The sequence below is a fragment of the Bacillus weihaiensis genome (genome assembly GCF_001889165.1).
Lineage (GTDB): Bacteria > Bacillota > Bacilli > Bacillales > Bacillaceae > Metabacillus > Metabacillus weihaiensis.
In genome coordinates this window covers 629,822-656,603 of the sequence record NZ_CP016020.1, presented here as the reverse complement: position 1 = coordinate 656,603, position 26,782 = coordinate 629,822, and the positions used below count along the sequence as shown (strand labels likewise).

General features: G+C 36.7%; 26 protein-coding genes and 1 riboswitch. Of the genes, 6 read left to right on the top strand and 20 right to left on the bottom strand.

Annotated elements, in window-relative coordinates:
* Positions 1-77: 77 nt before the first annotated feature.
* The 3 genes from A9C19_RS03065 to A9C19_RS03055 form a co-directional block, all read right to left on the bottom strand.
* The gene (locus A9C19_RS03065; protein WP_072578595.1) at positions 78-854 is read right to left on the bottom strand and encodes a TIGR01457 family HAD-type hydrolase; all 777 of its coding nucleotides are present in this window, start codon (positions 852-854) and stop codon (positions 78-80) included.
* Positions 855-1,326: 472 nt separating this feature from the next.
* Positions 1,327-1,773, bottom strand: a complete 447-nt coding sequence (locus A9C19_RS03060; protein WP_072578594.1) for a DUF86 domain-containing protein — start codon at positions 1,771-1,773, stop codon at positions 1,327-1,329.
* A gap of 14 nt (positions 1,774-1,787) precedes the next feature.
* On the bottom strand, positions 1,788-3,098 hold the full coding sequence (locus tag A9C19_RS03055) for an EAL domain-containing protein (protein ID WP_072578593.1): 1,311 nt from the start codon (positions 3,096-3,098) through the stop codon (positions 1,788-1,790).
* Positions 3,099-3,440: 342 nt separating this feature from the next.
* On the opposite strand from A9C19_RS03055, the gene A9C19_RS03050 reads away from it, so the two are divergent.
* Together A9C19_RS03050 and A9C19_RS03045 are read left to right on the top strand one after the other, a co-directional pair.
* Positions 3,441-3,707, top strand: coding sequence for a DUF3055 domain-containing protein (locus tag A9C19_RS03050; RefSeq protein WP_072578592.1), 267 nt, complete (start codon positions 3,441-3,443; stop codon positions 3,705-3,707).
* 55 nt (positions 3,708-3,762) lie between these two features.
* Positions 3,763-4,050 (top strand): cytosolic protein, encoded by a 288-nt coding sequence (locus tag A9C19_RS03045; RefSeq protein ID WP_072578591.1) that lies wholly within the window; start codon positions 3,763-3,765, stop codon positions 4,048-4,050.
* 181 nt (positions 4,051-4,231) lie between these two features.
* Here the strand turns inward: A9C19_RS03045 and A9C19_RS03040 are convergent, their stop codons facing one another.
* Positions 4,232-4,507, bottom strand: coding sequence for a YutD family protein (locus A9C19_RS03040; RefSeq protein WP_072578590.1), 276 nt, complete (start codon positions 4,505-4,507; stop codon positions 4,232-4,234).
* A 121-nt stretch (positions 4,508-4,628) separates the two neighbouring features.
* Between A9C19_RS03040 and A9C19_RS03035 the strand changes: the two genes are divergently transcribed.
* On the top strand, positions 4,629-5,312 hold the full coding sequence (locus tag A9C19_RS03035) for a YhcN/YlaJ family sporulation lipoprotein (RefSeq protein ID WP_072581716.1): 684 nt from the start codon (positions 4,629-4,631) through the stop codon (positions 5,310-5,312).
* Positions 5,313-6,084: 772 nt separating this feature from the next.
* Here the strand turns inward: A9C19_RS03035 and lipA are convergent.
* Positions 6,085-6,981, bottom strand: a complete 897-nt coding sequence (gene lipA / locus A9C19_RS03030) for a lipoyl synthase (RefSeq protein ID WP_072578589.1) — start codon at positions 6,979-6,981, stop codon at positions 6,085-6,087.
* A gap of 364 nt (positions 6,982-7,345) precedes the next feature.
* Here lipA and A9C19_RS03025 point away from each other — a divergent pair, with 364 nt between their 5' ends.
* Positions 7,346-8,305, top strand: coding sequence for a M23 family metallopeptidase (locus tag A9C19_RS03025; protein WP_072581715.1), 960 nt, complete (start codon positions 7,346-7,348; stop codon positions 8,303-8,305).
* Between the two features lie 112 nt (positions 8,306-8,417).
* Here the strand turns inward: A9C19_RS03025 and A9C19_RS21295 are convergent, their stop codons facing one another.
* The 8 genes from A9C19_RS21295 to A9C19_RS02985 form a co-directional block, all read right to left on the bottom strand.
* The gene (locus A9C19_RS21295; protein ID WP_072578588.1) at positions 8,418-8,522 is read right to left on the bottom strand and encodes a methionine/alanine import family NSS transporter small subunit; all 105 of its coding nucleotides are present in this window, start codon (positions 8,520-8,522) and stop codon (positions 8,418-8,420) included.
* Positions 8,522-10,036: a sodium-dependent transporter gene (locus tag A9C19_RS03015; RefSeq protein WP_072578587.1), complete on the bottom strand. Its 1,515-nt coding sequence runs from the start codon at positions 10,034-10,036 to the stop codon at positions 8,522-8,524. Before A9C19_RS03015 ends, A9C19_RS21295 begins: the two co-directional genes overlap by 1 nt.
* Before the next feature lie 584 nt (positions 10,037-10,620).
* On the bottom strand, positions 10,621-12,171 hold the full coding sequence (locus A9C19_RS03010) for a Na+/H+ antiporter NhaC family protein (RefSeq protein ID WP_072578586.1): 1,551 nt from the start codon (positions 12,169-12,171) through the stop codon (positions 10,621-10,623).
* 183 nt (positions 12,172-12,354) lie between these two features.
* Positions 12,355-12,576, bottom strand: a riboswitch (Lysine riboswitch).
* Between the two features lie 228 nt (positions 12,577-12,804).
* The gene (locus tag A9C19_RS03005; RefSeq protein ID WP_072578585.1) at positions 12,805-13,107 is read right to left on the bottom strand and encodes a YunC family protein; all 303 of its coding nucleotides are present in this window, start codon (positions 13,105-13,107) and stop codon (positions 12,805-12,807) included.
* A gap of 66 nt (positions 13,108-13,173) precedes the next feature.
* Positions 13,174-14,577 carry a bifunctional metallophosphatase/5'-nucleotidase gene (locus A9C19_RS03000; RefSeq protein WP_072578584.1) on the bottom strand — a complete coding sequence of 468 codons (1,404 nt, stop codon included), beginning with the start codon at positions 14,575-14,577 and terminating at the stop codon, positions 13,174-13,176.
* 32 nt (positions 14,578-14,609) lie between these two features.
* On the bottom strand, positions 14,610-15,434 hold the full coding sequence (locus A9C19_RS02995) for a sulfite exporter TauE/SafE family protein (protein ID WP_072578583.1): 825 nt from the start codon (positions 15,432-15,434) through the stop codon (positions 14,610-14,612).
* Between the two features lie 4 nt (positions 15,435-15,438).
* Entirely contained in the window at positions 15,439-16,314 is an 876-nt protein-coding gene (locus A9C19_RS02990; RefSeq protein WP_072578582.1) for a DUF72 domain-containing protein, read from the bottom strand.
* A 272-nt stretch (positions 16,315-16,586) separates the two neighbouring features.
* Complete coding sequence (locus tag A9C19_RS02985) at positions 16,587-16,832, bottom strand: hypothetical protein (protein ID WP_072578581.1); 246 nt, start codon at positions 16,830-16,832, stop codon at positions 16,587-16,589.
* A gap of 199 nt (positions 16,833-17,031) precedes the next feature.
* Here A9C19_RS02985 and A9C19_RS02980 point away from each other — a divergent pair, with 199 nt between their 5' ends.
* Positions 17,032-17,673 carry a hypothetical protein gene (locus A9C19_RS02980; RefSeq protein ID WP_072578580.1) on the top strand — a complete coding sequence of 214 codons (642 nt, stop codon included), beginning with the start codon at positions 17,032-17,034 and terminating at the stop codon, positions 17,671-17,673.
* A gap of 1 nt (position 17,674) precedes the next feature.
* Positions 17,675-18,739, top strand: a complete 1,065-nt coding sequence (locus A9C19_RS02975) for an alpha/beta fold hydrolase (protein WP_072578579.1) — start codon at positions 17,675-17,677, stop codon at positions 18,737-18,739.
* Positions 18,740-18,895: 156 nt separating this feature from the next.
* Here the strand turns inward: A9C19_RS02975 and A9C19_RS02970 are convergent, their stop codons facing one another.
* The 7 genes from A9C19_RS02970 to sufC all read right to left on the bottom strand — a co-directional run bounded on the left by A9C19_RS02970 (position 18,896) and on the right by sufC (position 26,581).
* Positions 18,896-19,351, bottom strand: a complete 456-nt coding sequence (locus A9C19_RS02970; RefSeq protein WP_072578578.1) for an NUDIX hydrolase — start codon at positions 19,349-19,351, stop codon at positions 18,896-18,898.
* Positions 19,352-19,515: 164 nt separating this feature from the next.
* Positions 19,516-19,665, bottom strand: a complete 150-nt coding sequence (locus tag A9C19_RS21645; RefSeq protein ID WP_158515048.1) for a hypothetical protein — start codon at positions 19,663-19,665, stop codon at positions 19,516-19,518.
* A gap of 1,718 nt (positions 19,666-21,383) precedes the next feature.
* Positions 21,384-22,781, bottom strand: coding sequence for a Fe-S cluster assembly protein SufB (gene sufB, locus A9C19_RS02960; protein ID WP_072578576.1), 1,398 nt, complete (start codon positions 22,779-22,781; stop codon positions 21,384-21,386).
* A gap of 41 nt (positions 22,782-22,822) precedes the next feature.
* A complete protein-coding gene (sufU, locus tag A9C19_RS02955; protein WP_072578575.1) occupies positions 22,823-23,263 on the bottom strand; it encodes a Fe-S cluster assembly sulfur transfer protein SufU in 441 nt (146 codons plus the stop codon).
* Positions 23,256-24,473 carry a cysteine desulfurase gene (locus A9C19_RS02950; protein WP_072578574.1) on the bottom strand — a complete coding sequence of 406 codons (1,218 nt, stop codon included), beginning with the start codon at positions 24,471-24,473 and terminating at the stop codon, positions 23,256-23,258. The genes sufU and A9C19_RS02950 overlap by 8 nt, the downstream gene beginning before the upstream one ends.
* On the bottom strand, positions 24,473-25,774 hold the full coding sequence (sufD, locus tag A9C19_RS02945) for a Fe-S cluster assembly protein SufD (protein ID WP_072578573.1): 1,302 nt from the start codon (positions 25,772-25,774) through the stop codon (positions 24,473-24,475). Before sufD ends, A9C19_RS02950 begins: the two co-directional genes overlap by 1 nt.
* A gap of 21 nt (positions 25,775-25,795) precedes the next feature.
* Positions 25,796-26,581, bottom strand: a complete 786-nt coding sequence (gene sufC / locus A9C19_RS02940) for a Fe-S cluster assembly ATPase SufC (RefSeq protein ID WP_072578572.1) — start codon at positions 26,579-26,581, stop codon at positions 25,796-25,798.
* Between the last annotated feature and the right edge of the window lie 201 nt (positions 26,582-26,782).

Below are 26,782 nucleotides of genomic sequence, written 5' to 3'. Positions count from 1 at the left end.
CTGACTATATAGGGAATGTCAAAAAAATTCATCATTCTCTTGAAAGGTTTTGAGGATTAAACCACCGTAGACCTTACTTACTCCTTGAGTGCCTTCACATATTCTGCTAGATCATCCACTGTATATGTAGGTCTTTGTACGAGCACATCTAAATGCTCTTTTTGTGTCACTCCCGTATGAACAAGTAAAGTATCAATCCCACAGTTTATTCCTGCCATGATATCTGTATCATAATTGTCTCCAACCATCATTACATCTTCTTTTGCAAGACCAAGCTGGTTAATCGCTTGCTCGACAATAATTTTTTCAGGCTTGCCGATAAACATTGGCTTTGTATTGGTAGAGACTGAAATAACAGACGTTAATGCTCCATTACCAGGTAATAATCCTCTTTCCGTAGGAATAGCAATATCTCCATTTGTTGAAAGAAAGGTTGCCCCACTTCTAACAGCAAGACAAGCTTGCGCAAGTTTTTCATAGGTAATGTCGCGATCAATTCCGATAACTACAAAATCAGGATTATCCTCTGTTAAACGCAATCCCTTTTTTTGTAATGCATCCCTTAACCCCTCTTCACCTATTGCAAATACACTCGCATTCACCTGTTGCATCGAAATATAATTTGCTGTTGCCATACTTGTTGTAAAGATATGGTCACTAGTAGCAGGGATCTGAAAGCTCCGTAATTTTTCAGCAACCTGTTCCGGAGTTTGCGAGGAATTATTCGTTACAAATAAATAGGGAAGATTTCTTTCAGCAAGAGAAGATACAAACTCACTTGCCTCTTTAATTTCTTCTGTTCCCCTATACATCGTGCCATCTAAATCAATTAAATACCCCTTATAGGCTTTCATCAACATTCTCCTCCTTTCATGTATGAAATCTCAGGACGCCTTGGTCAGACTCGGGCATGACCTTGAGGGGACTAGGCGCTGAACCTAGCTGTTGACGCACTTATCCACACGCAGCACGAAGCCTTTAATCATTCCAACCCCAAAGAAAAGCTCCGGGCGCCTAGAGCAGATACAAACTTGTATACATTTCATACCTTTTGAAAAAGAGGCTGGGACATAAGTGTTTTAGTTGATAAACCCGAATGATCAGGTGATATGTCATTGAAAATCTCCCATGTCGTTCGGGTTTTATTCTTTGTCACTACATGTATTGTTCATACGATTGTTAATCACTAATGTAATGGAGCGGAATGGAACGTACTTGTTCTTCCACCACAACATAATAATAAGTAACAACGTGTCCAACGATAATCGTTCGTCTTTTAAAAGAAATGGCCTCATTTTGACCCAAGCTCTTTTTTACTATGTATTGTTAGTCTTTTAAAGGGATAAATGCTGAAACCGGACCTAATTCGTTTTCTAAATACGTTCGAATAGAAGCTGGGAAAGCTTTCAACGCAACGATATTTCTTTTGAATGTATATAAAAGCTTATCATGGTCAATTCCAACATAATCTTGTACTAATACTTTTCTAAGAGAAACTATTGATTTTAATTGGTTTGCGCTCTGCTCACCCACAACCTTTTCATCTAACAGGATATCAATAATGTCTTCATAGCTACCCGGATCTCTCATGATAAATCCATCTATCATCGAATTCCCAACATCAATCACCGTTTCGATTGCCATATGACAAATTCGTTCTAGTGCTATCTTCTCTAGCATGTCTGTCCATTTTTCTTGCTGCTCAAAAACCGTCATTTGACTTTCTAAATAGGATAATTTTGTTTCTATATGCTCACGATTAACAAAGTACATTCCTTCACCCACCCCTATAGTAAAGCTACTCGTCCTTTTTCTAATGTGCCTGGTTTTGCGTAAAAATATCCTTGTGCTAGATCAACCTGATTTCTCATTAATACATCTGCTTCTTCTTTCTTTTCAATACCTTCTGCTACGACAAGTGATCCCGTTTCTTTTGCAATTAAAATTAAACCCTTTAACATAGATTCTTTCACACGATTTGTGTCGATATCTTGAATAACTGAACGATCGATTTTGATGATATCTGGAAGCAGTTCACTTATTGTATGTAAACTAGAATAGCCAGCTCCCGTGTCATCAACCGCTATGCGAAAGCCCATTTTACGTAGCTGTTTTATGTTATCTTGGAAAAACGTCAATCCCTCAATTGAATCTCGTTCCGTTACCTCAAAGATCATTTTATTGGGTAATATCTCTTCATATCGCTCTAATAGATTTGAAAGAGCCGGAATAAACCGTTTATTCCCTAACGTAATAGGCGTAAAATTTAAGAACACATCGTCTTTACAGCCTACACGTTCAATCAACTGAAATGCCTTCTCAAGTACAAGTAGTTCCAAATCATATATAAGATTAGATTGTCTCGCTAAGGAGAATAATTGTAATGGATTTTCTAAGGACGTATTCTCAGGTCCTCTCGTTAAAAACTCCCAAGCCCTAATTTGCTTAGTAGTTAGATCAATAATAGGCTGTGCAAGTAATTTGATCTCACGCTTTTGAATAATATCTCTCATTTCTAATAAGGTCTCAATATAGCGAGATTGTATTCGTTTTTCCGCCATTGCAACCGCTTGTTGCTGCGCAGCATATAGCGCATCTTGAATCGTACCAACATCCCTTTCGACAAACATATAACCAATTTCAAAAGAATGCTGAAAATATGGATATTTCGTATACATCCATCTCTCTAATTTAGGTGTAAGGGTCCTTAATAGGCTCTCAATATGTACAACACTCTGCTTATCATCATTTATTTTTATGAAGACAGTTAAACCTTCACTATAATAATCATGAACAACCAATAAATCATCCTTATAGTTCGACTCGTCAAAAATTTCTTTAAACGCAGCTTTCAGTTCACTTTTATAGTCACTTAATTGTCTTGACTCTAACTGTTGTGAAAGCTCCCTTAAGTTCGAAATGGAAATGACAATAGCAGCCACCTGCTGTCCACCTGATAAAGCGAAATAAACCCTCTCTAAAACAGGGTCTCTAAGTACAAATTTTGGAGGATAGTATTTTAATTTATGCTGCGGATAAAAAAGCTTGCTCCACTTTTTTATTCTTCGATAATGTTTTTCCATAAATCCACGATTCATAAGTACTCAACCCTTCTGGCAATCACCTAACGTATTCATATTTTATCATATTTTTCGCCATTTCGACTTATTTCAAGCAAAAATTTAAACGAAAAGTAGGTATTTGGTAATGAATTCCCATATAATTTCTTCGTTTAATTTCTGTTTATTTATTGCTCGACTCTACTTTAATCCTACTAGTTTGCCTATATTGATTGAGGTTGATTGGCCTTAAGAGTTCATTTCCGTTAAGAAATGTGGAGCTCCAGAACAAAGCCGGATATCTAAAGGAGCGATGTGGAAAAGCTTCCTCCTCTCCTTTATGGTAGTATAAGGATAAACCACTACATAGGAGAGATGACAATGTCTGAAAGATTCTTTTTATACGATGATACGGTGAATGCAAAAACAAGATTTGTTAGCTTTATGGGAGAAAATCAACGTTTTGATTTAGCTATTATTCAAACCGATCGCTACTATGGGAAACAGTTAGTATTAGACATACAAGGGAATCGTTTCGCTATCATTGGCTCAGATGACTTAAAAGAACCAGGATACTTGGAACATGCCTTTAAACTAAACGAAGAGGATGCAGAGGAATTACGTGACTTTTTATACCAATTAGTATAAACAGGAATGGATGTACTTTTTCCTGAGAAACCTACTATTATGGTAGGTGATAAAGATGAATGATAAGGAAAAAGAAACATACACTGACTTCTCAAACGTAGAAACAATGCGTAATTTTCTCGTTCCTGAACAGCTTCCTGAAGGTCCATATGGTTCTCCTAGAGGAAAAGATGAACCTGTACAAAACAAAAGTACCCCATGGAAAGAGGGGCAACGTTATTATAGTGCATTCAATTATGAAAACAAGTCCCTCCATCAAGGCCTGGAACGACACGATACACCAGCACACCCAACACACGATGATCCTAATAAAAATGAAGAACCACCTTATACGTCGAAATAAAGAAAACTTATTATAAGAGCAATTAAGGCACAGGAATAAGAGACGCAATGTCTTCACCCCCTGTGCCTTATAAATGGAATGGCTGTTGTGATATAGTATGTTGCTTTTTTACCTGATAGAAAAAGGGACCTCTTCTCTTACCTACAGAAAAGATATTTTCACTCCCACTCCTTGTCCATACTTACTTTCTTATTTTTTTCAGAACAAAATAGGCACATCCGAAATTACAATACTCATAAATATACTCATCTAATGTACTGATTTTTGTATCATAGGTTGCCTTTTGATTTCGATCGTCAAAAAAACCCTTTAAACGTAATTGATTATAGCCCCAATCCCCTACAATATAGTCATATTTATTTAATATGTCACTATAGCGGCTTTTAAAAGCATCTTCATTAAACCCATCTTTTTCTTCCTTTACTAATTCAAAGCTCTGATTCTGAACTAAAATCATACTGGTTTTCACCTCATCCATTTTACATACTTCTATCATAATCTAAACACACACAACCATCAATTGCTAACAGTTTTTTATCCTTCTTTGGTAAAGCTAGTAGTAGGAGGTGCTAGAATTGATAAAAACCAAATTAACAGCATGTGTGGTTGGATTATCCTTGTTAACAGCTTGTCAATATGGTGCTGACGAAGATTCATCTCTTTTCCATCAAAGTGGAAACACGTTAAATGTGAGCGATCGCCCAGAGCTTTACAATGAAGAAGGTATGCCAAATGCAAATGATTCAAGTGCCAATTTTGGATATGTTCGCCATCAAAAAAGTGGAATTCCTAATGACGTAACATATACAGAAACACCCGGGTTGGATCGTGAAGCAACAGCTAATGCGATTAGCAGTCTTGCTGTCCAATTACCAAATATACAAGATGTCGCTACGCTAGTAACTGATGAAGAAGTACTTGTTGCTTATCGAACGGATTCCGACAATCGCTTTGAAACAGCCGACCAAGTGAAGAAAACCGCACTTTCAGCTATTCCAAGATACTATCACGTGTACGTGTCAGATAATCCGAATATGATTCAGCAAATTGAAGCATATAGCCCTCTTGATTCAACAAGTCGAGATATTGATGAAATTCTTACGAAAACCATCAATAAAATGCTCGAATCTCCACAAGGGCGTGCATTAAATAAAGGTGAAAATGCAAATGGAGAAGGGTATGGAGAAATAAACGAAGATGTAGATGATGACATGAAGGACCAATATGAAAAGTCTCGTTATAAAAAAGAACAGATGGAATAACTTCCTTCTTTAGAGGCTGACCCAAAAGGTTGTTAAATAACGACCTTTTGAGCACCCTTTCTTTCTGAAGTAATCGGTATTTCTTTCAGTTTTTCTTCTAGCCACGCGGAAGGGGCGGACTTTTCCTCTTCTTGAAGGATTTGCTCAATTTGTAAAGCGAGTTGACGATATTGGTCATCTAAACTTTTTCCGTATTTTTCAGTCGCTTTTCTCCAAACAAATGTATATTGATTTGCATGATTTTTTTGTTGTTTAATTATTCTTTAAAAAAGACTGTTTTCGTAGGGGTTTTCTTCTATGAATACAATTTTAGATCGATAGTGGAATGGAGCGTAAGACACTTGACTCCTGCGGGAAGTGAGGAAAGGCTGAGACCCAACAGCCGCAGGCGAGGAGGCTCAGCTTCCTCCCCGCGGAAAGCAAGTGACTGGAGCGCAATGGAACGTCCCGGTTTTTACGTTAACTGAATTAAAAAGATAAAAGTATGAAAAGAGGCTAACCCAAGGTCTAAAATCTAGACTTTTGGGTCAGCCTCTTTCCTTTCAAGATGCTAAAAGAGAGGACCTTCCCACAATGTCAATTAAGTAGGCATCACAATGAAGCAAAGAGCTACTTTCTCTTTACAGAGAGAAAAACCTTGTACTTAAGGAAATATTCGGTAATTGAGATTTTTCAGGAAAGCAACATCAATTTATGCGACAGACTAAAAAAAGAGCTCAAAAATGTGATCATTTCGAGCCCCTTTCTCATATAAGCTTTTGGACAAACACGTTTATGCTTGAGCTTGCTTTTTCTTCGCAGCTGCGTTTACCTGCTCATCTGCATGGTAAGAAGAACGCACTAATGGACCTGCTTCACAATGGCTAAAGCCTTTGCTTAAGGCAATTTCACGTAATTCAGCAAACTCATCTGGAGAGTAGTATTTTTGAACCTTTAGATGTTTTTTTGTAGGCTGTAAATATTGACCAATTGTCATAATATCTACATCATTTGCACGTAAGTCATCCATTGTTTCAATAATTTGTTCTTTCGTTTCTCCAAGACCAATCATTAAACTTGATTTTGTCGGAATTTCTGGTTGCATTTCTTTTGCACGACGAAGTAACTCTAACGATCTCTCATACTTTGCTCTCGCACGAACTCTCGGTGTAAGCTCACGAACAGTTTCGATATTATGGTTTAGAATATCTGGCTTAGCATCCATTAAGGTTTTTAAGTTATCATAATCTCCACCCATATCGGACGGTAACACTTCAATTGTTGTAAATGGGCTCTTACGACGGATTGCACGAACAGTTTCTGCAAATACTTGTGATCCGCCATCTTTTAGATCATCACGAGCTACAGCAGTGACAACCGCATGCTTCAAATTCATTAAGGCTACAGAATCTGCTACACGTTCTGGTTCAGCTAAATCAAGCTCTGTTGGCAACCCAGTTTTAACCGCACAAAAGCGGCAAGCACGCGTACAAACAGCTCCAAGAATCATGAAAGTAGCAGTACGACGAACCGCCCAACACTCATGAATATTTGGACATTTAGCCTCTTCACATACAGTATGAAGATTTTTCTCTCTCATTAATTTCTTTAAGTCTGTGTAATTCTCGTTCGTATTTAATTTTATCTTTAACCACTCGGGCTTACGCAAATATTCTTCTTTTTTTGCCATCTGATTCAACTCCAGTTATGTAATCTAAGAAATATCCCAATAGATGTAATCAGAACTTTTTATATACGTTACCACTTTAACATAAGGAAACAGAGCGGACAAGAGAAAGGATTGTATGCAATTTCTAACATTTTCTATTAATGAATTATGAAATGAAAACCAAACTAACAAAAGAAGCTAATAGGAGAGAGGGAATAAATTCTATTTACAACTAAAACGGAATTATTTAAAGTACGTGTCATTTTATACATTTAACTAATGTAAACAAGTAGTGATGTGAATGACTGACCTGATACAAAAGATTTCGCTTTGAAAGGAGCTCATTATCGTGCAAAAAATCGTTACTTTTCTCATCATCCTATTCATGATGACTACATCAGCACAATCTGTTACTCTTGGTGCTGAAAAACCAAAGGACACCCAAAATGAAGAACAAAAAAAGCTAATGAGCTTATATAAAAATGTTGAAGCTGTTACAAATATTCCATGGTATATACTAGCTGCTATTGATCAATATGAACGAAATGTTCGTCATTCTAGAAACGATATACCAAAGGCTGAAGGATTAATTGAAATCTATATTAAACCAGAGGTCTGGACTGGTCCCTTAAATCCTAATAAAGAGGATAAGAACCCAACAAGTATCGGTTTGTTTGGTGGGATTGGTGAAGATGGGGATGGAGATGATCTTGCAGATCCTAACAATGATATGGATGTACTATATTCTTTTGCACACTATTTAGAATCATATGGTACAGATCTTGAAAACTTAAAGATTGGTTTATGGGATTATTACCAGCGTGACAAGTCTGTAGGATTGATTTTAGGACATATGAAGCTTTATAAAAAATACGGTCACTTAAAATTAGATAAGCATGCGTTTCCTGTTCCACTTAATCACAACTATAGCTATAAAAATACGTGGGGTGACGCAAGAGGTTGGGGTGGAAGAAGAATCCATGAAGGGACAGATATATTCGCTAACTACGGCGTACCTGTTCGCGCCACTTGTTTTGGAGTCATTGAAATGAAGGGCTGGAATAAATTTGGTGGATGGCGTATTGGGATACGGGATATCGATAACACATACCATTACTTTGCACACCTCAATGGCTTCGCAGATGGTTTAGCAGTGGGGCAGGTCGTTGAGCCTGGACAATTAATTGGCTCTGTTGGAAGTTCTGGATATGGTCCTCCTGGTACATCTGGTAAGTTCCCACCTCACTTGCATTATGGATTATATAAAGACAATGGACGAACTGAATGGTCGTTTGATCCATACCCTCATTTACGCGCGTGGGAAAGAGCTGACAGAAACAGATAAATTCTTAAGTACCTTATAATAGAACCCTTTACCATTTAATTGTAACTATGTTTTATAGATAAACAGCTACTAAAAACAAAGAGAGGCTGACCGATTCAGCCTCTCTTTCACCTTATTTTTGTTTTGCTTTTATCACAGCATTGGTAATACTTGCAGCCATACCGCCCCAAATAATGACCATACCGATAATCATCATTGTAATTGCTCCACCACTCATTACTGTGATACCCCCTTATTTGAAGAAGCTGATAATGAATTTTCATTCGCCTTCTTCTTCATCGTAAATAAAACACCTACTAAGATTGCTCCAATTGCTACTGTCCAGCCCCATGTGAAGATAAACTCACGTGGATAGCCTTCATACTCTGTCGTTAGGTTTGTACGTAGGTTATCAAACATCATGTACCCTAATACAACTGGTGTAATGACACTTAAACAAATTCTCCACCATGCACCTAATTGAATATCTGACATAGAATTAGCATGAGATTGAAGATTTTTAAGCTCTTTAGCGAACCAAGCAATCGCAATTACTTCAAATAATCCTGCTAACGCAACACCGAACTGATTAATGAAATAATCAGCAGAATCTAGGAAATAAAGTCCACCTTTTGTTGCAAACACAATTGAGATAAGAGCTGATAATCCTCCACCGAACATGACAGCTTTTGTTCTTGAAATGTTAAATTTCTCCTGTACTCCAGCCACAAATGTCTCAACAATTGAAATTAAGGATGATAAACCAGCTAACACTAATGAACCAAAGAATAAGAAACCGAATAGACCATTAAGTGCCGGAAACTCATTAATAATCTGAGGGAATACAACGAATGCAAGCCCTACGCCAGCTTTTACAACTTCACTTACGGGAACACCTTGTTGTGCAGCCATAAAACCTAATGCACTAAATACCCCAATACCAGCTAATAATTCGAATGCTGAGTTACTAAAGCCAGTGATGAATGCATTGTTCGTAATATCTGATTTCTTAGGAAGGTAGCTTGAATAAGTAATCATAATAGCAAAAGCAATTGATAAACTAAAGAAAATTTGACCATAAGCTGCTACCCAAACCTTACCATCACCAATTTTACTCCAATCTGGTTTAAAGAATGCATCTAGACCTGCTGCAGCACCTTCAAGAGTTAATGCACGAATAACAATAATACCGAATAAGATAACTAAGGCTGGAATGAAGATTTTATTTGCAACCTCAATCCCTTTTTTAACACCAGCAAAAAGAACGCCTAATGTAACAGCCCAAACAAGAACTAATGGAATAAATACTCCTGGGACAATACCACCGAATTGACCTGGTGTTTCAGCTAATTGTAAGTATTCTCCAAATAAGAATCCACCTGTATCTTCGCCCCATGTTAAGTTAAATGAAAATACCGAATAAGACATTGCCCAAGCGATGATAACGGCATAATAAGTAGAAATAACAAATGAAATGGCAACTTGCCACCAGCCAATCCATTCTGAACCTTTACTCAATCTCCCTAAAGACATTGGTGCGGACCCACGATATTTGTGCCCAATTGTGAACTCCATTACTAATAACGGGATACCAGCAGTTAATAATGCAAACAAATATGGAATGAAGAAAGCTCCTCCACCATTTTCATATGCTGTTGCTGGAAACCTCCAAATATTACCTAAACCAACTGCAGAACCAACGGCTGCTAAGATAAAGCCTGCCCTTGTCCCCCACTGCGGACGATTATCCATCTTTTTTCCCCCTCTTTATGCTTCCTAGTTGAGGAAACAATTTGAAATTATCTAATTTTCTGATTATTTATATAATCTATACATAGTATAAACGGTGATCTTTCTAATGTCTACAGAAATTTCTGAAAAAATACTATTTTAGTATGACTTTTTAAATATGACTAGTTTAGGGTAAAAAAGATAGGAATATTTTATGATTTTGTGAAATCCTTAGCATTTTTTGGCTATTTTCGTTATCTATTCACCCCTTTAACTCGATAAAAGCTATTTCAATCTCAGCTAGCATTTAGTACAGGAATGGAGAATGGAACATTTACTTTCGAACAAAACTATTAATACAATAATATTTCATCTGAAAAAAGCACATAAAATACCTCTTCTTCCAGAAGGAACTTGTTTTTTATCTAGCAGAGGGACTAGATAACGTGAGAGGTGTTGTTCGATTTCTTAGGCGGAGGCACACCTTTCATGATTGTCCTAAGAATACATAGCCGAAGAAAATGCAGCAAATCGTTAAAAAGAATACAAAAAAAACTGTAGGATTTCTCAGGGTCATGAGATTCCTACAGCTTCTACACTAACGATTATGCTGTTTTAGCTTTTCTAGCAAAAAAGATAATAAATCCTATTAATAAAATTGTTACAACAGCAAATCCTGCAAGACTGCTACCTGTAATCCCTAAAATAACATAACCGATTGCAGCAAATAATCCTCCGATTAAAGCATAAGGAAGCTGTGTAAGAACGTGGTCAATATGATGACTTCCCGCTCCTGTTGAAGAAAGAATTGTCGTATCAGATATTGGAGAGCAATGATCTCCAAGTACCGATCCGGCTAGAACAGCAGCCATTGCAGGTAGCAACATAGAAATATCCGTTGCAGCAGTAATTTCTCCAGCAATCGGAAGCATAATTCCAAAGGTTCCCCATGAAGTTCCTGTTGCAAATGCCATAAATGCACCTAAAACGAACATTACAACTGGAAGGTAAGCTACATTTAAGTTTGATTTTTCTACTATTCCTGCTAAATATTCTCCAGTACTAAGCTGACCAATTAAATCCACAATTACCCAAGCAAACATTAGAATATATATAGCAGGTAGCATAGATTTAATACCTTCTTTAATCCCTAAGCCAAAATGATTTCCGCTAATTCCTCTTACAAAGAATAAAATAATCGTGATGAGTAACCCAAATGTTCCCCCATATAATAAAGAGGTTGAAACATCTGTGTTTTCAAAAATCGTTAAAATGGTTACACCACTCTTGTCCTCGATTGCTGTATAGCCAGTGTATAACATTGACGAGACAGTTCCAGCAATTAAGGCTAAGATTGGCCATACTAGATTTCCAATTGTCCCATTAGTGCTTGTTGGTAACTCTTCTTTCGGTTCACCTAATGCTTCTTTATCCGGGTCTACTACTTCTCCTGTGTTCATTGCCCGCTCTTCATGAACCTTCATACTACCTAAATTAATATTAAAATAAGCGACCGCAAAAACAAGCACAATTGCTGCAAATACATAATAGTTCATTGGAACCATAGTCATAAATGCACCAAGTGGTGAGTATTCTGTTACACCATGCGTCGTTAAAATAGTCGCAATCATCGCAATGATGTAAGCACCCCAGCTTGAAATAGGTGAGACAACACAAACAGGTGCTGAAGTAGAATCAATAATATATGCTAGTTTCGCACGGGAAACCTTTTGACGATCTGTAATGGGTCTACTCACTTGTCCAACAGCAAGTGCATTAAAATAATCATCAATAAAAATCAGAATACCTAATAACGCTGCTGTAAACTGAGCGCCAACACGAGTTTTCACACGTTTTTGGGCCCATTCCCCAAATGCTCTACTTCCTCCCGAAATTGAAATAAGAGCTGTAATAATTCCTAAGATTAAAAGGAACAAAATGATATACACATTCCATGTATTCAATGCTCCGTCAGATATAAAAATTGCTTTAACAGCATTAAATATTGCTTTACCTGAATCGATAATCGAAAATTCCTTTAGAATAAGTGCTGCTGATACAATTCCAACTCCTAAAGAAAGAAGAACCCTTCTTGTTAAAACTACCATAATAATGGCAATTAAAGGTGGAATAATAGAAAAAATTGTTCCTGTCATGATGTAAAGCCTCCCTGAATTTTGTATGGAAGGACGTTCCTGATGCTATACATAAAAGTAATCAAAGAGATTACTAATCTTTTTTGGCGGTAAGATATCCATAAAAAAGCGCACAAAAAAGAGTAATGATAGAAAATAACTATCATTACTCTTTTTATGAATAATGTTATGTTATCCTCCATCCCGATCAGTAGCCCTCCATTATAGAATAAAAACGTGTTGTTTACATTTAAGAACAAAGTCCTAAATGAAACTCTATAATGACAGTATTACTCTTATTCAAAGTAATACCAGCAAATGACGCCTGACTGCGTACATTCACTTCGGCAAAAAACCCTTTCCATTATGATCATCGTTGTCATACTCACATAATGTACTCTTGTTTCCTGCTCCTCTACCTCATCTTGAGATAAGGTGGTAAGGTTATATTTAATTTACGTTTTACAGTGTAGCAAATATGTTGCGTCTTGGCAACTAGGATTTTTTTGGTCATTCACTAAAAAATGATCTGGTCCTGCTCAAGTAGCAGTTTCACAAAGGTTCATTTGAAATTTTTATAAAAAGCTACCTATAATAATCTCTAAATAAATGATTTAGTGAAGCTCCTACCAATGTATAGTCATGAGAACAAAATTACTTCATTTTAAGTAACGCATCTTTGCCTTTTGTTCCCACTGAAATCCCAAGCTTTTCAGCCTCATATGTGACAGATTCTAAAGGGGCCTCAAGTAATTGCTCAATTGTTCGTACGCCAACAGCACGACCTGCAATAATACCTCGGTCCTTTAATTTTTCATTCAATAAACCAACATCAAGGGCACCACACATAATATAGCCTTTTTCATTCGTGACTGCCATAAAATTGGTTTTTGGCAACGCTACTGTTATGGCTGTATATTGCTCCCCTTCAATGAGGATTGGTGACATTGTAACCATGTTGTATCGACACTCCTTTCATTACTTATATGTATGAATTATGAAAGAAGTTGTGCCTTTATTCCTTTAAATTTGTGAAGGGATTTTCCCTAGCTTCCATGCTAATACATCTCTTAAAAGCTCTGGCATGAAAAATTCTTTCTTTTTCGCATGACTAATCTCCGGATAAATGGGTCCCAGTGTAAACATATCAATTGTAGCAACAGCATATGTTCGTTCTGGATCAAGCTCTCGCCCATTAATATGTATTTTTGTAAGAAGCTTGTGTCCATCCTTTAAATAATCTGTTTCTACTTCAATACCGTCAAATACCATTCTTCCCATGACTTTACCACGAAAACCTAATCCTTTTAGTTTCAGATGCTCCATCTTTTCGGTTCTTGCTTGAATGATGACCTCTTTAAGCACATCACCCTTTAAATATACTTTACAAGGGTTAATTGGATGTGGACATATTCTATGTAAATCTTTTTTTGTAACGGGCCCTTTCGGTAAAGATTCAAGAAGTAGACCTGCATTCAGCATAGCAACCTCTCCCTTACACCACTCATTGACCGCCTTCACTAATAATTGTGGAAAATTAGAATCATCAAACCAATCGACGACGAACTCTTCTTTTAACTCCGCAACTTTTTGAGAAAGAATTTCTTCACTTTTCAGTTGCGCATCGAGAAGAAACGTTTCAGTTTCCTTACAAGATTCTTGATGATCATGTATCTTTAGTAAGGTCGCTGCTTTATCTACTAGCTTATTCTCTATAGTATCAATTGTCAGGGTCACTTTCCCTACATATTGACCGTACTTTCCAGCACCTGCAACGAGAGAATGTCCAATAACTACTCCATCTTGTAGCACGTGATGAGTATGGCCACCTACAATAATATCAATGTCAGGAAATTCTTTTGCAATGATTTCATCATCACTTATACCTAAATGTGAGAGAAGGATTATAACATCAGCCTCTTCCTTCACCTTATTTACCGTTTCAACTAAGCTTTGGAACGGATCTTTTATTCTCCACCCTAGTAATTCATAGAACTTCTCATAAAAAACCGTAACGCCTAATAGCGCAATCTTCAAACCGTCTTCTAGCGTTATAAAATGGTAAGGGACAATCCACTCAGGATGCTCACCCATCTCCGTATATAAATTGGAAGCAATAACAGGGAATTTTGCCTCTTTATACAACATATTTAAATCCTCATGAGAAAAAGTAATGCCTTCATTGTTTCCAATTGTAACAGCATCATAGTTCAACTGATTCAACAACTCAACATTTACTTGTCCTTTCGTCGCTTCGGTAATTGGATGGAAACGATCTGCATGGTCTCCAATATCAACAAGAATCATTTCCTCCTTATTCTGATGATGAAGTGCTCTCTGCTCATTCACATAATGAGCGATTTTAGGCCAATTCTCGAAATGACTATGTAAATCATTCGTATGATAAAGATGAACCGTTTTTAACATATACCTCTCTCCTTATGAAAAGGCTAATCTTATTAGCCAAAGAACCCCTCATATATTAATTTTATCCCAGCTATAATTAATACAATTCTTAATAAATTCACTACGGTGTTTCCTTTGAGCTTAGAATTAATGACTGCTCCAAATCTCCCACCTAACCAAGCCCCAGGAATAAGAATGGCTGCATATAACCAATGAATATTTCCTAAAGTGATATGTGTAATAGAACTAATTGTAGCGGATAAAAAGATAATAAACATAGATGTCGCCACAGCAATATGAGGTGGAAACATAAATAGCAGGATCATGGCAGGAACCATTAACGCCCCTCCACCAATTCCAAATAAGCCTGAAATAAAACCCACAATAAAAGAAATGAGAAAAGCAGGAATCCTATTATACCCATACTTATATTCTCTTCCTTCCTTATCAATAAAGCGACGTTCAATCTGTCTTTTCGAGGATGTATCCCTTCTCGGTACCTTGTCCTTAACCATTAACATAATGGAAATGAGAATCATAAATAGTCCGAACCAGATCAAAAAAGAAGAGGTATTAAAAAACTTATTCACATATGCCCCGACAATTCCACCCGGTCCACTACCAATAAAGAAAAGGAATCCGCTTTTCACATCTACTTTTTTAAACTTAAGATAGGTTAAAGTCGAAGATAACCCTGTGAACATAACGACAAGTAAAGAAGTTCCAACTGCTATTTGTGGGGAAACCTTTGAAAAAACTGAAAAATAAACTCCCATAGATAACAGAATAGGAACAACAATAATGCCTCCTCCAAGACCAACTAAACTACCAACGGTACCAGCAGCAATACCAACAAGGAATAAAATGACCCATTCCATTTTGTTACATTCTCCCCTCTTCATCTTCAAAGAACGTAAGCTGCTTTTCCGCTAATCCTGTGTAAGTAATGTTAAATAGCTTCAACATCTCTTTCGCATTAGTTGCTGCATCCCCACCAGAATTATTATTAAATAGCATATAAAGTTGATTTGTTTGTTTTTGGAGAGTCTCTACATACTCCTTCCATTGAAGAAGCTCCTCTTTATTATAGTTATATAAATACCTTACATCTCTCCAGTTGTCACCTGAGGAGGGTTTATTCCATCCATGAATATTTCTTCCATGCAATCGAATAAGAGTCTTGTGAGGAGTTGTCGGATGAAGCACAGTAGGAATTGACCTTTCTCCAGCCTGTGGTTCATCTACAATACTATGTATCCATTTCTCTTCTTCCATAAATTGAAGGGTTTTCTCATAATAAGGAGGTGTAAACCATGAACGATGGCGAAACTCCAGCGCTACCTCCGTATCCCTCATTTGCTCTTTACACCATTTTAAATAGGAAACATTTTCTCTATTGCATCCAAACCATGGTGGAAATTGAAAAAGGACCATCGCCAATTTATTTGATTGTTTTAAAGGTTCAATTGAGTTTAAAAAAGCCTCAAACATTTCTGTTTTATCTTTGAAAGGAATTTCACCACGAAGGTGACCTGTCATCCCTTGATATGCTTTCATAATAAATTGAAACTTTTCAGGAGTTTCCTTTATCCATTTTTCACTATTTCTTATTGGTTGAATGGCATAAAAGCTGGCATCTATTTCAACAGTAGGAAAATGCGCCGCATATTCCTGAAGTTTTTTTGATGAATGTGTGGAGGAAGAATAAAGAGAATCATGATCTCCCCAGCCTGTTAGCCCAATTTGAATTGTAGACAACTACTCTCATCCTTAACCTAAAGATTCAGGCAAAACAAGCTAATGGAAGGACTGTTTCTTACCACGTAAATTAGCTTGCTTTCCCCTTCATTGTAAATTCTTTATAGAAATACTATACCATTTATTAACCAGGTATTACATCTAACAAGAGGTAAAAGCGATGAAACATAAACTAAAGACTTTTGTCCTCTCTTCATACGCTTTCTAGCATGGTCAGTCGTATAGATACATAGAAGGCAAAGACAATCTTCCCCTCTTTCTTACACTATTTTTTAACGATTACCTACATAATAATGAAAAGGCAATGTATCTTTTTCATATAAAACTTCAAAAATCATATAAAACCAAACCATCTCCTCAACTGTCACTGTATGATCAAACTCAAAATGCTCAAAAAATGCTTCTATTATATCCTCTTCCCCTTCAATAAAGGGGAAGAGATCTGCATACAGTTTGTTTGTTTTTCCCTCTGCAATTCTATAGCTGTCCTCGTCTTTCATCTTATAATCATTGATCATTGGATCTCCTCCATAAATTAGAATGAACAATACTACTATATTCCAATCTATAAAGTCTCGTAACGGTTCATGTACTAGCAAGGAACAGCTTATTAAGAAAGGCACCGGCTCCTTCCTTATTTTATTCACCTTTTTCATAGCATTCTCTATACTATAGTAAATCTATTTTTGTCACCTACCAAAGATAGGAGGAAAACAAATGAGTAAGAAACAAAATGAAACACATGAACTATTCTCCATGCTGAAGCAGCTAGGTTTTACAATTGAACATAAGCTTAATCAATATATTCAAAACAGTTTAGACCATAAAGAAGTAGCCGTAATGGCTAACTCAACAGGTAAAGTAGTCTCTCAATTAGTGAAAGCAATCCATGAATATGTAGAGGAAATGTCCGTTCAGCTAAATTTCCCTACTAAGAAGGATGTCGGTCGGTTAGGAAAATTAATTGTGCAATCTGAAGACAAACTTGATCATTTAGAGGATGAATTACATGAAGTAATCGACCTTCTTCACGGCTTAAAAAAGACTTTAGTAGAGAAGCTACCTACCCATTGTGAGACTAAGCATTCTAAAAAAAGGCATGAGCACAAAACCAACGTTTCTCTCGGGTGCATCCATGAAGAACTTATTAAACCATTAGAAAAACTAGAGGGGTCAATAAAAAGACGTGTCATAAAGTGTAGCAAAAAACTACTAGAAAAGAAGAAGAAAAACCCTGTATTCGACCTAAAAAAAGACCTCTATCGTGAGGTCATGAAACCACCTGGTCAAGTTGATTTTAAAGAGTTGAATCAGAAATTGTTACTTCTTTTAGAAGAAAAAAGAAAGAGAAAGAAATAAGATGAACCCAAAAACTAACAGTTCAGCCTATAACCTAGAACAAGAAATAAAGCGGTGGAAAGGATTTTTCGGGGTTTGGAATAGTCCTACACCCAAGATAGGTGTAACACCAAGAGAACCTGTTTGGAAAAAGAACAAAGCAACACTTTGGTATTACGCTCCGTCTGAAAAGAAATACAGGGTTCCCTTATTTCTTGTCTATTCATTAGTCAATCAACCATTTATTTTAGATATGGCACCAGGGAATAGTGTGATTGAAAATTTCACCCGAAATGGTTTTGAAGTCTATCTTTTAGATTTCGGTATCCCTGGCTATGAAGACAAAGATATCACAGCCATTGATTACGTTGTTGACTATATCCAAAAGGGTGTACGAAGAGCAATTAGACATTCGAATGCGAAAGAAATCACACTTATCGGCTATTGTTTAGGAGGTACTCTTGCAACCATGTATACGACAATTGCCGAAGAACCTATACGTAACTTAATAGTAAATGTCTCTCCAATTGACTTTGAGACCGTTCCCTACTTCAAAGAAATTGCACAAGCTAGCAAAGAAGGGTTATTAGATGTAAATGATCTGCTTGAAACAACAGGACTTGTTTCTGGACGTGCCATGAAAGCGGCAATGAGAATGGTCACAAGCCCTATCTATTTTAGTCCTTACCTTTCTTTATTAAATAAAGCTTATGATGATCAGTATGTAGAGAAATGGAAACGACTAAAAAAGTGGACAGATGGCCATATTCCATTTACTGGAGCAGCCATGAAAGAACTCATTGAAGAGTTAGGGAAAGGAAATAAATTAATAGACGGCGGACTAAAGATTCATGGTAAAGAAGCTCATTTATCCAATATCCATGCAAACCTGCTCGTCATCTCAAATGATTTTGATCGTCTCGTCTTAAAAGAGCAAAACATCCGAGTCATTGACTATGTGTCAAGTAAAGATAAGACCTTTAAGCTTGAAAAAGGCGGGCATACTACGAGGGCAAATGATAACCATTTACCTCCCCTATTGGCTAACTGGCTTCCTAGTCGGTCAGAACCGATTGAAACTAAGTAGGTAGTCTATCTTGGCCAAATAGAATCTTAAAGATAAAATAAAGTAGACACACAGGAGAAAGAGTAGGGAAGCACCTGCTCTTTTTCATCTTGAACTATTTTTCTACTTCTTCTATTTACGCTACTTTGGGAACTAATCCTAATGAAAATAACCTTATCAAAATAAGCACTTCTTTATATACTCATTTAGTATTGGTAAATCAGGCGGACTAATAGGAGATGGAATGTCAGCCATATTAAAAAATTTTAGTTCCTGAACTTCTTTTTCTTCCTTTCTCAACGTACCTTCATAATTTTTACATATGTATGCTGTCACCACATTATAAACTTCATCTCCATTAGGATATTTATAGTATAAATCTTGTCCGGAAAAGACATTAAATAACAGTAATTCTTTTGCCAACAAGCCCGTTTCTTCAAATAATTCTCTTTTAGCTGTCTCTTCTACTCTTTCTCCCATTTCTAATGAACCACCTGGAAATCCCCAACAATTATTGTCCCTCCGAAGTTGTAATAACATCTCATTATGACTATTCATCAGAATGACACACGCGCCAGTCATGATGAGAGGACGATTCCCTACTATTTCCCTTAACTCCATAATATATCCCATAACATCCTCCTAAAAAGCTAATCTCCTCGCAACAAATTTTTACAATTATCACAAATAAGAGTACCTATTTATTATTTTCATCTCAACTAAAATAAATATAGATTGATAGAAACTCCAACCAGAAACACAGACCTATAGAAGGTAGATACCTTTTAAATATTTGGCTATTTATCAAGTGTTCGGTCTAGTTGAATTTCTCTCCAGTTGCTCGCTTTCCGCAGGACGAGCGGTGAGCTCCTCGGCGTAAACGCCTGTGTGAACTCACCTAACTGTCCCACTCCACCACCTGCAGTAGTCTCGCGTTTCCCCTTCATTTAGCCTTAAGTCGTTTTCGTGCAAAGAATCTATAAAAGACAATAATCTCTTAGAAAAGAGCTCGAATTCTTAACTCTTAAGTAACTTACGGCTGTTTTAACATGTTATTTATACGATCTATTAAAAAGCCATAATCGAAACGGAATACGATATCGTTCTTTAATCGCTTCCTAGGTCTTTAATAAATGGAATCCGTTGAATAATATAGCAGTAAATTTGTGCTCAACAGGTCTTGCGAAACGTGATTTTTTCATAACTACAGAGTGTATTGGATCAAATATCCATAGCTGAAAAAATTGCTTCAAATCGTTGATGGGTTCTAAATCATATCCTTTTTATAGGGCAATATTATAAAACCTATACGAATTAGTTGGAGAAAAGTTACACATAAAATTGTATGTTTCTTCCTCCTCGAAACTACTTTGTTAAATACCATTTTTTTCAAGTAGTAAGACCTTTTACAACAGAAAAAAGCTAGGGTTCCCCCTTGCCTTATCAAACTACATTTTTATACTAATAGTGTAGGTCTAACATAAGTATACTGTTGTTTTTGGAGAACTTAGCATGCGGTAAAGAAAAGAAAAACCCTTGATATTAAGCTATTTATAAAATATTCCTTAAATTTGATATAATTTCAACTTGGAAAAAACTCGGCACGTTTTTGGCACGAATTTAAGCCAAATAAAATAAGGGTCTTCAGTAAGAGCTTACTATTGCTTGACGTGAGTTTTGTTCATTTATTTTGAAGGTTTTTATTGAAGTAAATGTTAGGGTAGCGTTACTTGAATAAGAAATCATAGCTTAATCTTGATTGTTCTTATCTTTATTTTGAATGTAAATCTTCTTTAATGTTGAATTGATATTATTCAAACTTAAGAAAATAAACGATAACATAATAAAAGTAACTATTTCACCAGTAAAAAAAGACACTACTCCTATAATTATAAAATAAATCCTATACCACCAATTCATCTTCCTTAATAGCTCCTTAGCAAATAAGACATGTTTTTCATAATCCACTTCGATTATCTAGCCACTTATTGAATCCTACTGCCTTTAGTTCAATAACAATTATTTCAAATAGTACAACTTTTTACAAGAAAAAAAGCAAGGGTTTCCCCCTGCCTTGTCAAACCTACATTTTATACTGTTGTTGTCGGTTTAATATGTGAAATATTTCGGATTCGTCAAAGCAAAATCACTATTGATTCTTGCACGGATTTTAATATGTCCACGTTGGAACGCTTTCCCTGATTTATAAAAAATCAATCTGAAGTCCACCTTCGGACAAAATGCCCATGCAATAGATTGAAGGTTCGCAACACCCCCTTCGCCTTCATCAAATTCACCACCAAAAGAATAGGTTTTAAGGTTCTACATGAATTTAGGGGGGGAATATATTGCCATGTTGTATCTGTTAGCAATTCTAAATCCATTGCATCAGCATTATTTAGGATGATGCCATCAGGATTGCCGTTTGCACTTCTAATTGCTCTAAACCCTGCCCCAATACTTGCATAGGTCATAAAGACACGAAAGAATGAAGTAGAACATATGAACATATCACTAAAAAATTCAAACAGAAGAACTTGTAAAATTCACTGCTTATACATCAAAAAATTATGCTAATAATAACTTCAAATAACGTCAAAAAAATTTCATTTTTGCACGTGCTAAAAACAAGAAAAACCCTTGATATACAAGGGTTAATCGTTAGTTATCCAATCGAACCTTCCATCTCGAACTTGATTAGACGGTTCATTTCAACTGCATATTCCATTGGAAGTTCTTTTGTAAATGGCTCGATGAAGCCCATTACGATCATTTCAGTTGCTTCTTCCTCTGAAATACCACGGCTCATTAAGTAGAAGAGCTGTTCTTCAGATACTTTTGATACTTTCGCTTCATGCTCAAGTGAAATATTGTCGTTTAGGATTTCATTGTATGGGATTGTATCAGATGTTGATTGATTATCCATGATGAGTGTATCACATTCAATATTTGATCTTGCGCCTTCTGCTTTACGTCCAAAGTGTACAATACCACGGTATGTTACTTTACCACCTTGTTTAGAGATGGATTTTGAAACAATCGTTGATGACGTATTTGGTGCAAGGTGAATCATTTTAGCACCTGCATCCTGGTGCTGACCTTTACCTGCAAGAGCAATTGAAAGAGTCATACCACGAGCACCTTCACCACGAAGAATAACTGCAGGGTATTTCATTGTAAGCTTAGACCCGATGTTACCATCAATCCATTCCATTGTTGCGTTCGCATCACAAACTGCACGTTTTGTAACTAGGTTGAATACGTTGTTCGCCCAGTTTTGAATCGTTGTATAACGGCAATATCCACCATCTTTAACGATAATTTCAACAACCGCACTGTGAAGTGAGTTTGTAGTGTAAACAGGTGCTGTACATCCCTCTACATAGTGTACATGCGCGCCTTCGTCTACAACGATTAATGTACGCTCAAATTGACCCATATTTTCAGAGTTAATACGGAAGTAAGCTTGAAGTGGCGTATCCACTTTTACACCCTTAGGTACATAGATGAATGAACCACCAGACCATACAGCTGAGTTTAAAGCAGAGAACTTGTTATCAGTTGGTGGGATAACTTTTCCAAAATGCTCGCGGAAAATATCTTCATTTTCTTTAAGAGCAGTATCCGTATCCTTAAATACAATACCTAAATCTTCAAGATCTTCCTTCATGTTGTGATAAACAACCTCTGATTCATATTGAGCAGATACACCCGCTAAATATTTTTGCTCTGCTTCTGGAATTCCTAATTTATCAAATGTGTTTTTGATTTCCTCAGGAACTTCATCCCATGAGCGCTCAGATTTTTCAGATGGCTTAACATAATAAGTAATCTCATCAAAGTTAAGCTCAGCCATGTTACCGCCCCATTGAGGCATTGGCATATTATAAAAATGCTCTAAAGATTTCAAGCGGAAATCAAGCATCCATTGTGGTTCGTTTTTCATGCGAGAAATTTCTTCAACGATTTCTTTCGTTAAACCTCGCTCTGAACGGAAGATGGAAACATCCTTGTCAGCAAATCCATATTTGTAATCGCCAATTTCAGGTGCTTTTTTTGCCATCAACATTCACTCCTGTCTTATTAGAATTTAAGGATTTCTCCTTATTCATTGCTAGTATTATTAACGCCCTTTTCCATTGCTTTCCAAGGTAATGTAGCACATTTAATTCGGGCAGGAAATTTTGCTACACCTTGTAATGATTCAATATCACCTAAGTCAATATCTTCATCATATTCTTCCCCAACCATCATTTTAGAGAAAATTTGCGACATTTGTAATGCTTTGTCTAATGATTTCCCTTTGATCGCTTGAGTCATCATTGATGCAGATGACATTGAAATAGAGCAGCCTTCACCATCGAATTTAGCATCCTTGACAATATCATCTTCAATATCTAATGTTAAGCGGATACGGTCACCACAAGTTGGATTGTTCATATCTATTGTCAGACTATCCTCAAGAACCCCTTTATTTCTAGGATTCTTGTAATGGTCCATAATCACTTGACGATATAGTGTATCAAGATTAACAGAATTAGACATTACTGAAGTACTCCTTTGTTTTTAAGATACCGGCCACTAACTTGTCGACTTCTTCTTCTGTATTATACAGGTAGAAGCTAGCTCTTGCAGTTGCAGATACTTTTAGCCATTTCATTAAAGGCTGTGCACAGTGATGTCCTGCACGTACAGCAATTCCCTCAGCATCTAATACAGTTGCCACATCATGTGGGTGAACATCTTCAATATTAAAGGTAATGAGGCCCGCACGATGATTTGGTCCATATATAGTTAAACCCTCAACATCACTTAATTTCTCCATAGCATATTGTGCTAGTTTATGCTCATGTGCTTCAATGTTCTCTAGACCAATTTCCTGTAAGAAATCAATAGCAGCTCCAAGTCCAATTGCACCTGCAATAATTGGTGTGCCAGCTTCAAATTTCCAAGGTAGCTCTTTCCATGTTGATTCTTGAAGTCCTACGAAATCAATCATCTCTCCACCAAATTCAACAGGCTCCATTTTTTCAAGAAGCTGCTTCTTTCCATAGAGAACACCGATTCCAGTTGGTGCACCCATTTTATGACCTGAGAAGGCAAAGAAATCACAGTCTAAATCCTGAACATCCACTTTCATATGTGGAGTACTTTGCGCTCCATCAACAACCATAATGGCACCATGCTTGTGGGCAATTTGTGCAATTTCTTTAATTGGATTAATCGTACCTAGAACATTTGACACCTGCATGACAGAAACAATCTTCGTCTGGGAAGTAACCGTTTCTTCCACATCTTTTAGATCAATTGTTCCATCCTCTTGCAATGGAATATATTTTAATGTTGCGCCAGTGATTTTAGCTACTTGCTGCCAAGGAATCACATTTGCATGGTGCTCCATGTAGGTGATGACAATTTCATCACCCTGCTTCACATTCGCTAAACCATAACTCTGTGCAACGATATTTAAGGCTGTAGTTGCACCACGTGTGAAAATAATCTCCTGCATTGACTTAGCGCCAATAAATTTCCTTACTTTTTCACGAGCACCTTCATAGCCGTCTGTTGCGCGTGTTCCAAGAGTATGAACACCACGATGTACATTAGAATTATATTCACGATAGTAGGTAGATAATGCATCAATTACTGCTAACGGCTTTTGAGACGTTGCCGCACTATCTAAATAGACAAGGTCTCTACCGTTTACTTGCTGATCAAGAATCGGAAAGTGTTTTCGAATATCTGAGATATTCATTATCGAACTTTCCTTTCAATTACCTCAACTAACTGCTTTTTCACGCCTTCAATTGGTAATTCCTTAACAACAGGTGCTAAGAAACCATGAATAACTAAGCGCTCAGCCTCTACCTTTGAAATTCCACGGCTCATTAAATAGTAAAGCTGAATTGGGTCTACACGACCAACAGATGCTGCGTGACCTGCCGTTACATCATCTTCATCAATCAGAAGAATTGGATTCGCGTCTCCACGAGCTTTTTCACTAAGCATTAACACACGAGATTCTTGTTCTGCATTAGACTTAGATGCTCCATGTTCAATCTTTCCAATTCCGTTAAAGATAGAAGAAGCACTATCTTTCATTACACCATGCTTAAGAATGTATCCTTCAGAGTGCTTACCAAAGTGAACAACCTTTGTTGTAAAGTTTTGCTTTTGCTCTCCTCTACCTACAACGACAGATTTTGTATCTCCATACGAGCCGTCACCCATTAGGTTCGTTACATTCTCTGAAATAGTATCTCCATCGTTCATTAAACCAAGAGCCCATTCAATACGAGCATCACGTGCTGCTACGCCGCGACGGTTAACATACGTTGTAATACCTTTTGCTAATGTATCAACTGCACCGTACGTCACGCGTGAGTTCGTATTCGCAAACACCTCTGAGATAATATTGAATACACCTTCAACCTCTTGTACAGTTGAAATATAGTTCTCTACATACGTTACTGAGCTATTGTCGTCTGCTACAACAATTACGTGGTTAAACAATGTTGTGTTTGGATCATTGTGTACGAAGATTGTTTGAATTGGTTCTGCCACTTCAACATTCTTAGGTACATAGACAAACACACCACCATTTAAAAGAGCTGCGTGCAGTGCTGTAAGGCGATGTTCATCAACCTTTACACCATCTGTCATAAAGTATTTTTTTACAAGCTCTGAGTGCTCACTAGCTGCCGTGTGAATATCCATTAAAATAACACCTTGTGCTTTTAATTCTTCAGAAATAGAAGTATAAGCAGCTGTATTATTTACTTGTACATATAAGTTGTTATTTGAAGCTTCTACATCAATTAGTGCTTTTACATCTTCGTCTAAGTCTGTTAAAGATGATAATGCTTCATTTTTCACAACATGTTCTTTGAAATGTGTAAAATTCCATTTGTCGATTTTTGTTTTATCTGGCTTTGGCATTGGAAGATCCTCACTTTTAGCAAGAGCTTGTAAGCGAAGATCTGTAAGCCAATCTGGTTCACCTAGCTGCTTTGAAAAGCTAGTGACATAATCCTGATTGAAAGTTTTCGTTTCCATACGTCTTACCTCCCCTTACGCTTAAGCTTCTTGACCAACAGTTTCGTCTTCAATACCTAGTTCTTGTTTAATCCAGTCATAACCTTCTGCTTCTAAACGTTGTGCTAGTTCTGGTCCACCTGATTTTACAACGCGACCTTGCATCATTACGTGTACTTTATCTGGAGTAATGTAGTTAAGTAGGCGTTGGTAGTGAGTGATCATTAAGCAGCCAAACTCTTCGCTGCGCATTTTGTTGATCCCTTTAGCAACAACTTTAAGTGCATCAATATCAAGACCAGAGTCAATTTCATCTAGAATTGCAATTTTTGGCTCAATCATCATTAATTGAAGGATTTCATTACGTTTTTTCTCTCCACCTGAGAATCCTTCGTTTAAGTAACGTTGTGCCATATCTGGATCCATTTCTAATTCTTCCATGTTTGCATCCATTTTACGGATGAATTTCATTAATGAAATTTCTTCCCCTTCTTCGCGACGAGCATTAATTGAAGAACGTAAGAAGTCTGCATTTGTTACTCCACTAATTTCACTTGGATATTGCATAGCTAGGAATAGACCTGCACGCGCACGCTCGTCAACTTCCATTTCTAGTACATCTTCACCATCAAGAGTAATGCTACCTTGTGTCACTTCATATTTTGGGTGACCCATGATTGCAGATGATAGAGTAGATTTACCTGTACCATTTGGTCCCATGATTGCATGGAACTCTCCGCCGTTTATTTCAAGATTTACACCCTTTAAAATCTCTTTACCATCAATCTCTACGTGTAAATCCTTAATGATTAATGTAGAACCTGCCATAACGATACCTCCGTAATATATAAAATTTACTAATTCTCATTTTATTCTCATTCTAATTTTATAACAAATGAAAAGTGAACACAACCATAATGAAATGAGTCGATTAAAGTCTAGATAAATCGAATGATTATTTCTGACCTTTTTCAATGCAATCTTTTAAGCATATTCTCTGTTATTCACTATCATCGTTCTATTTTCTCA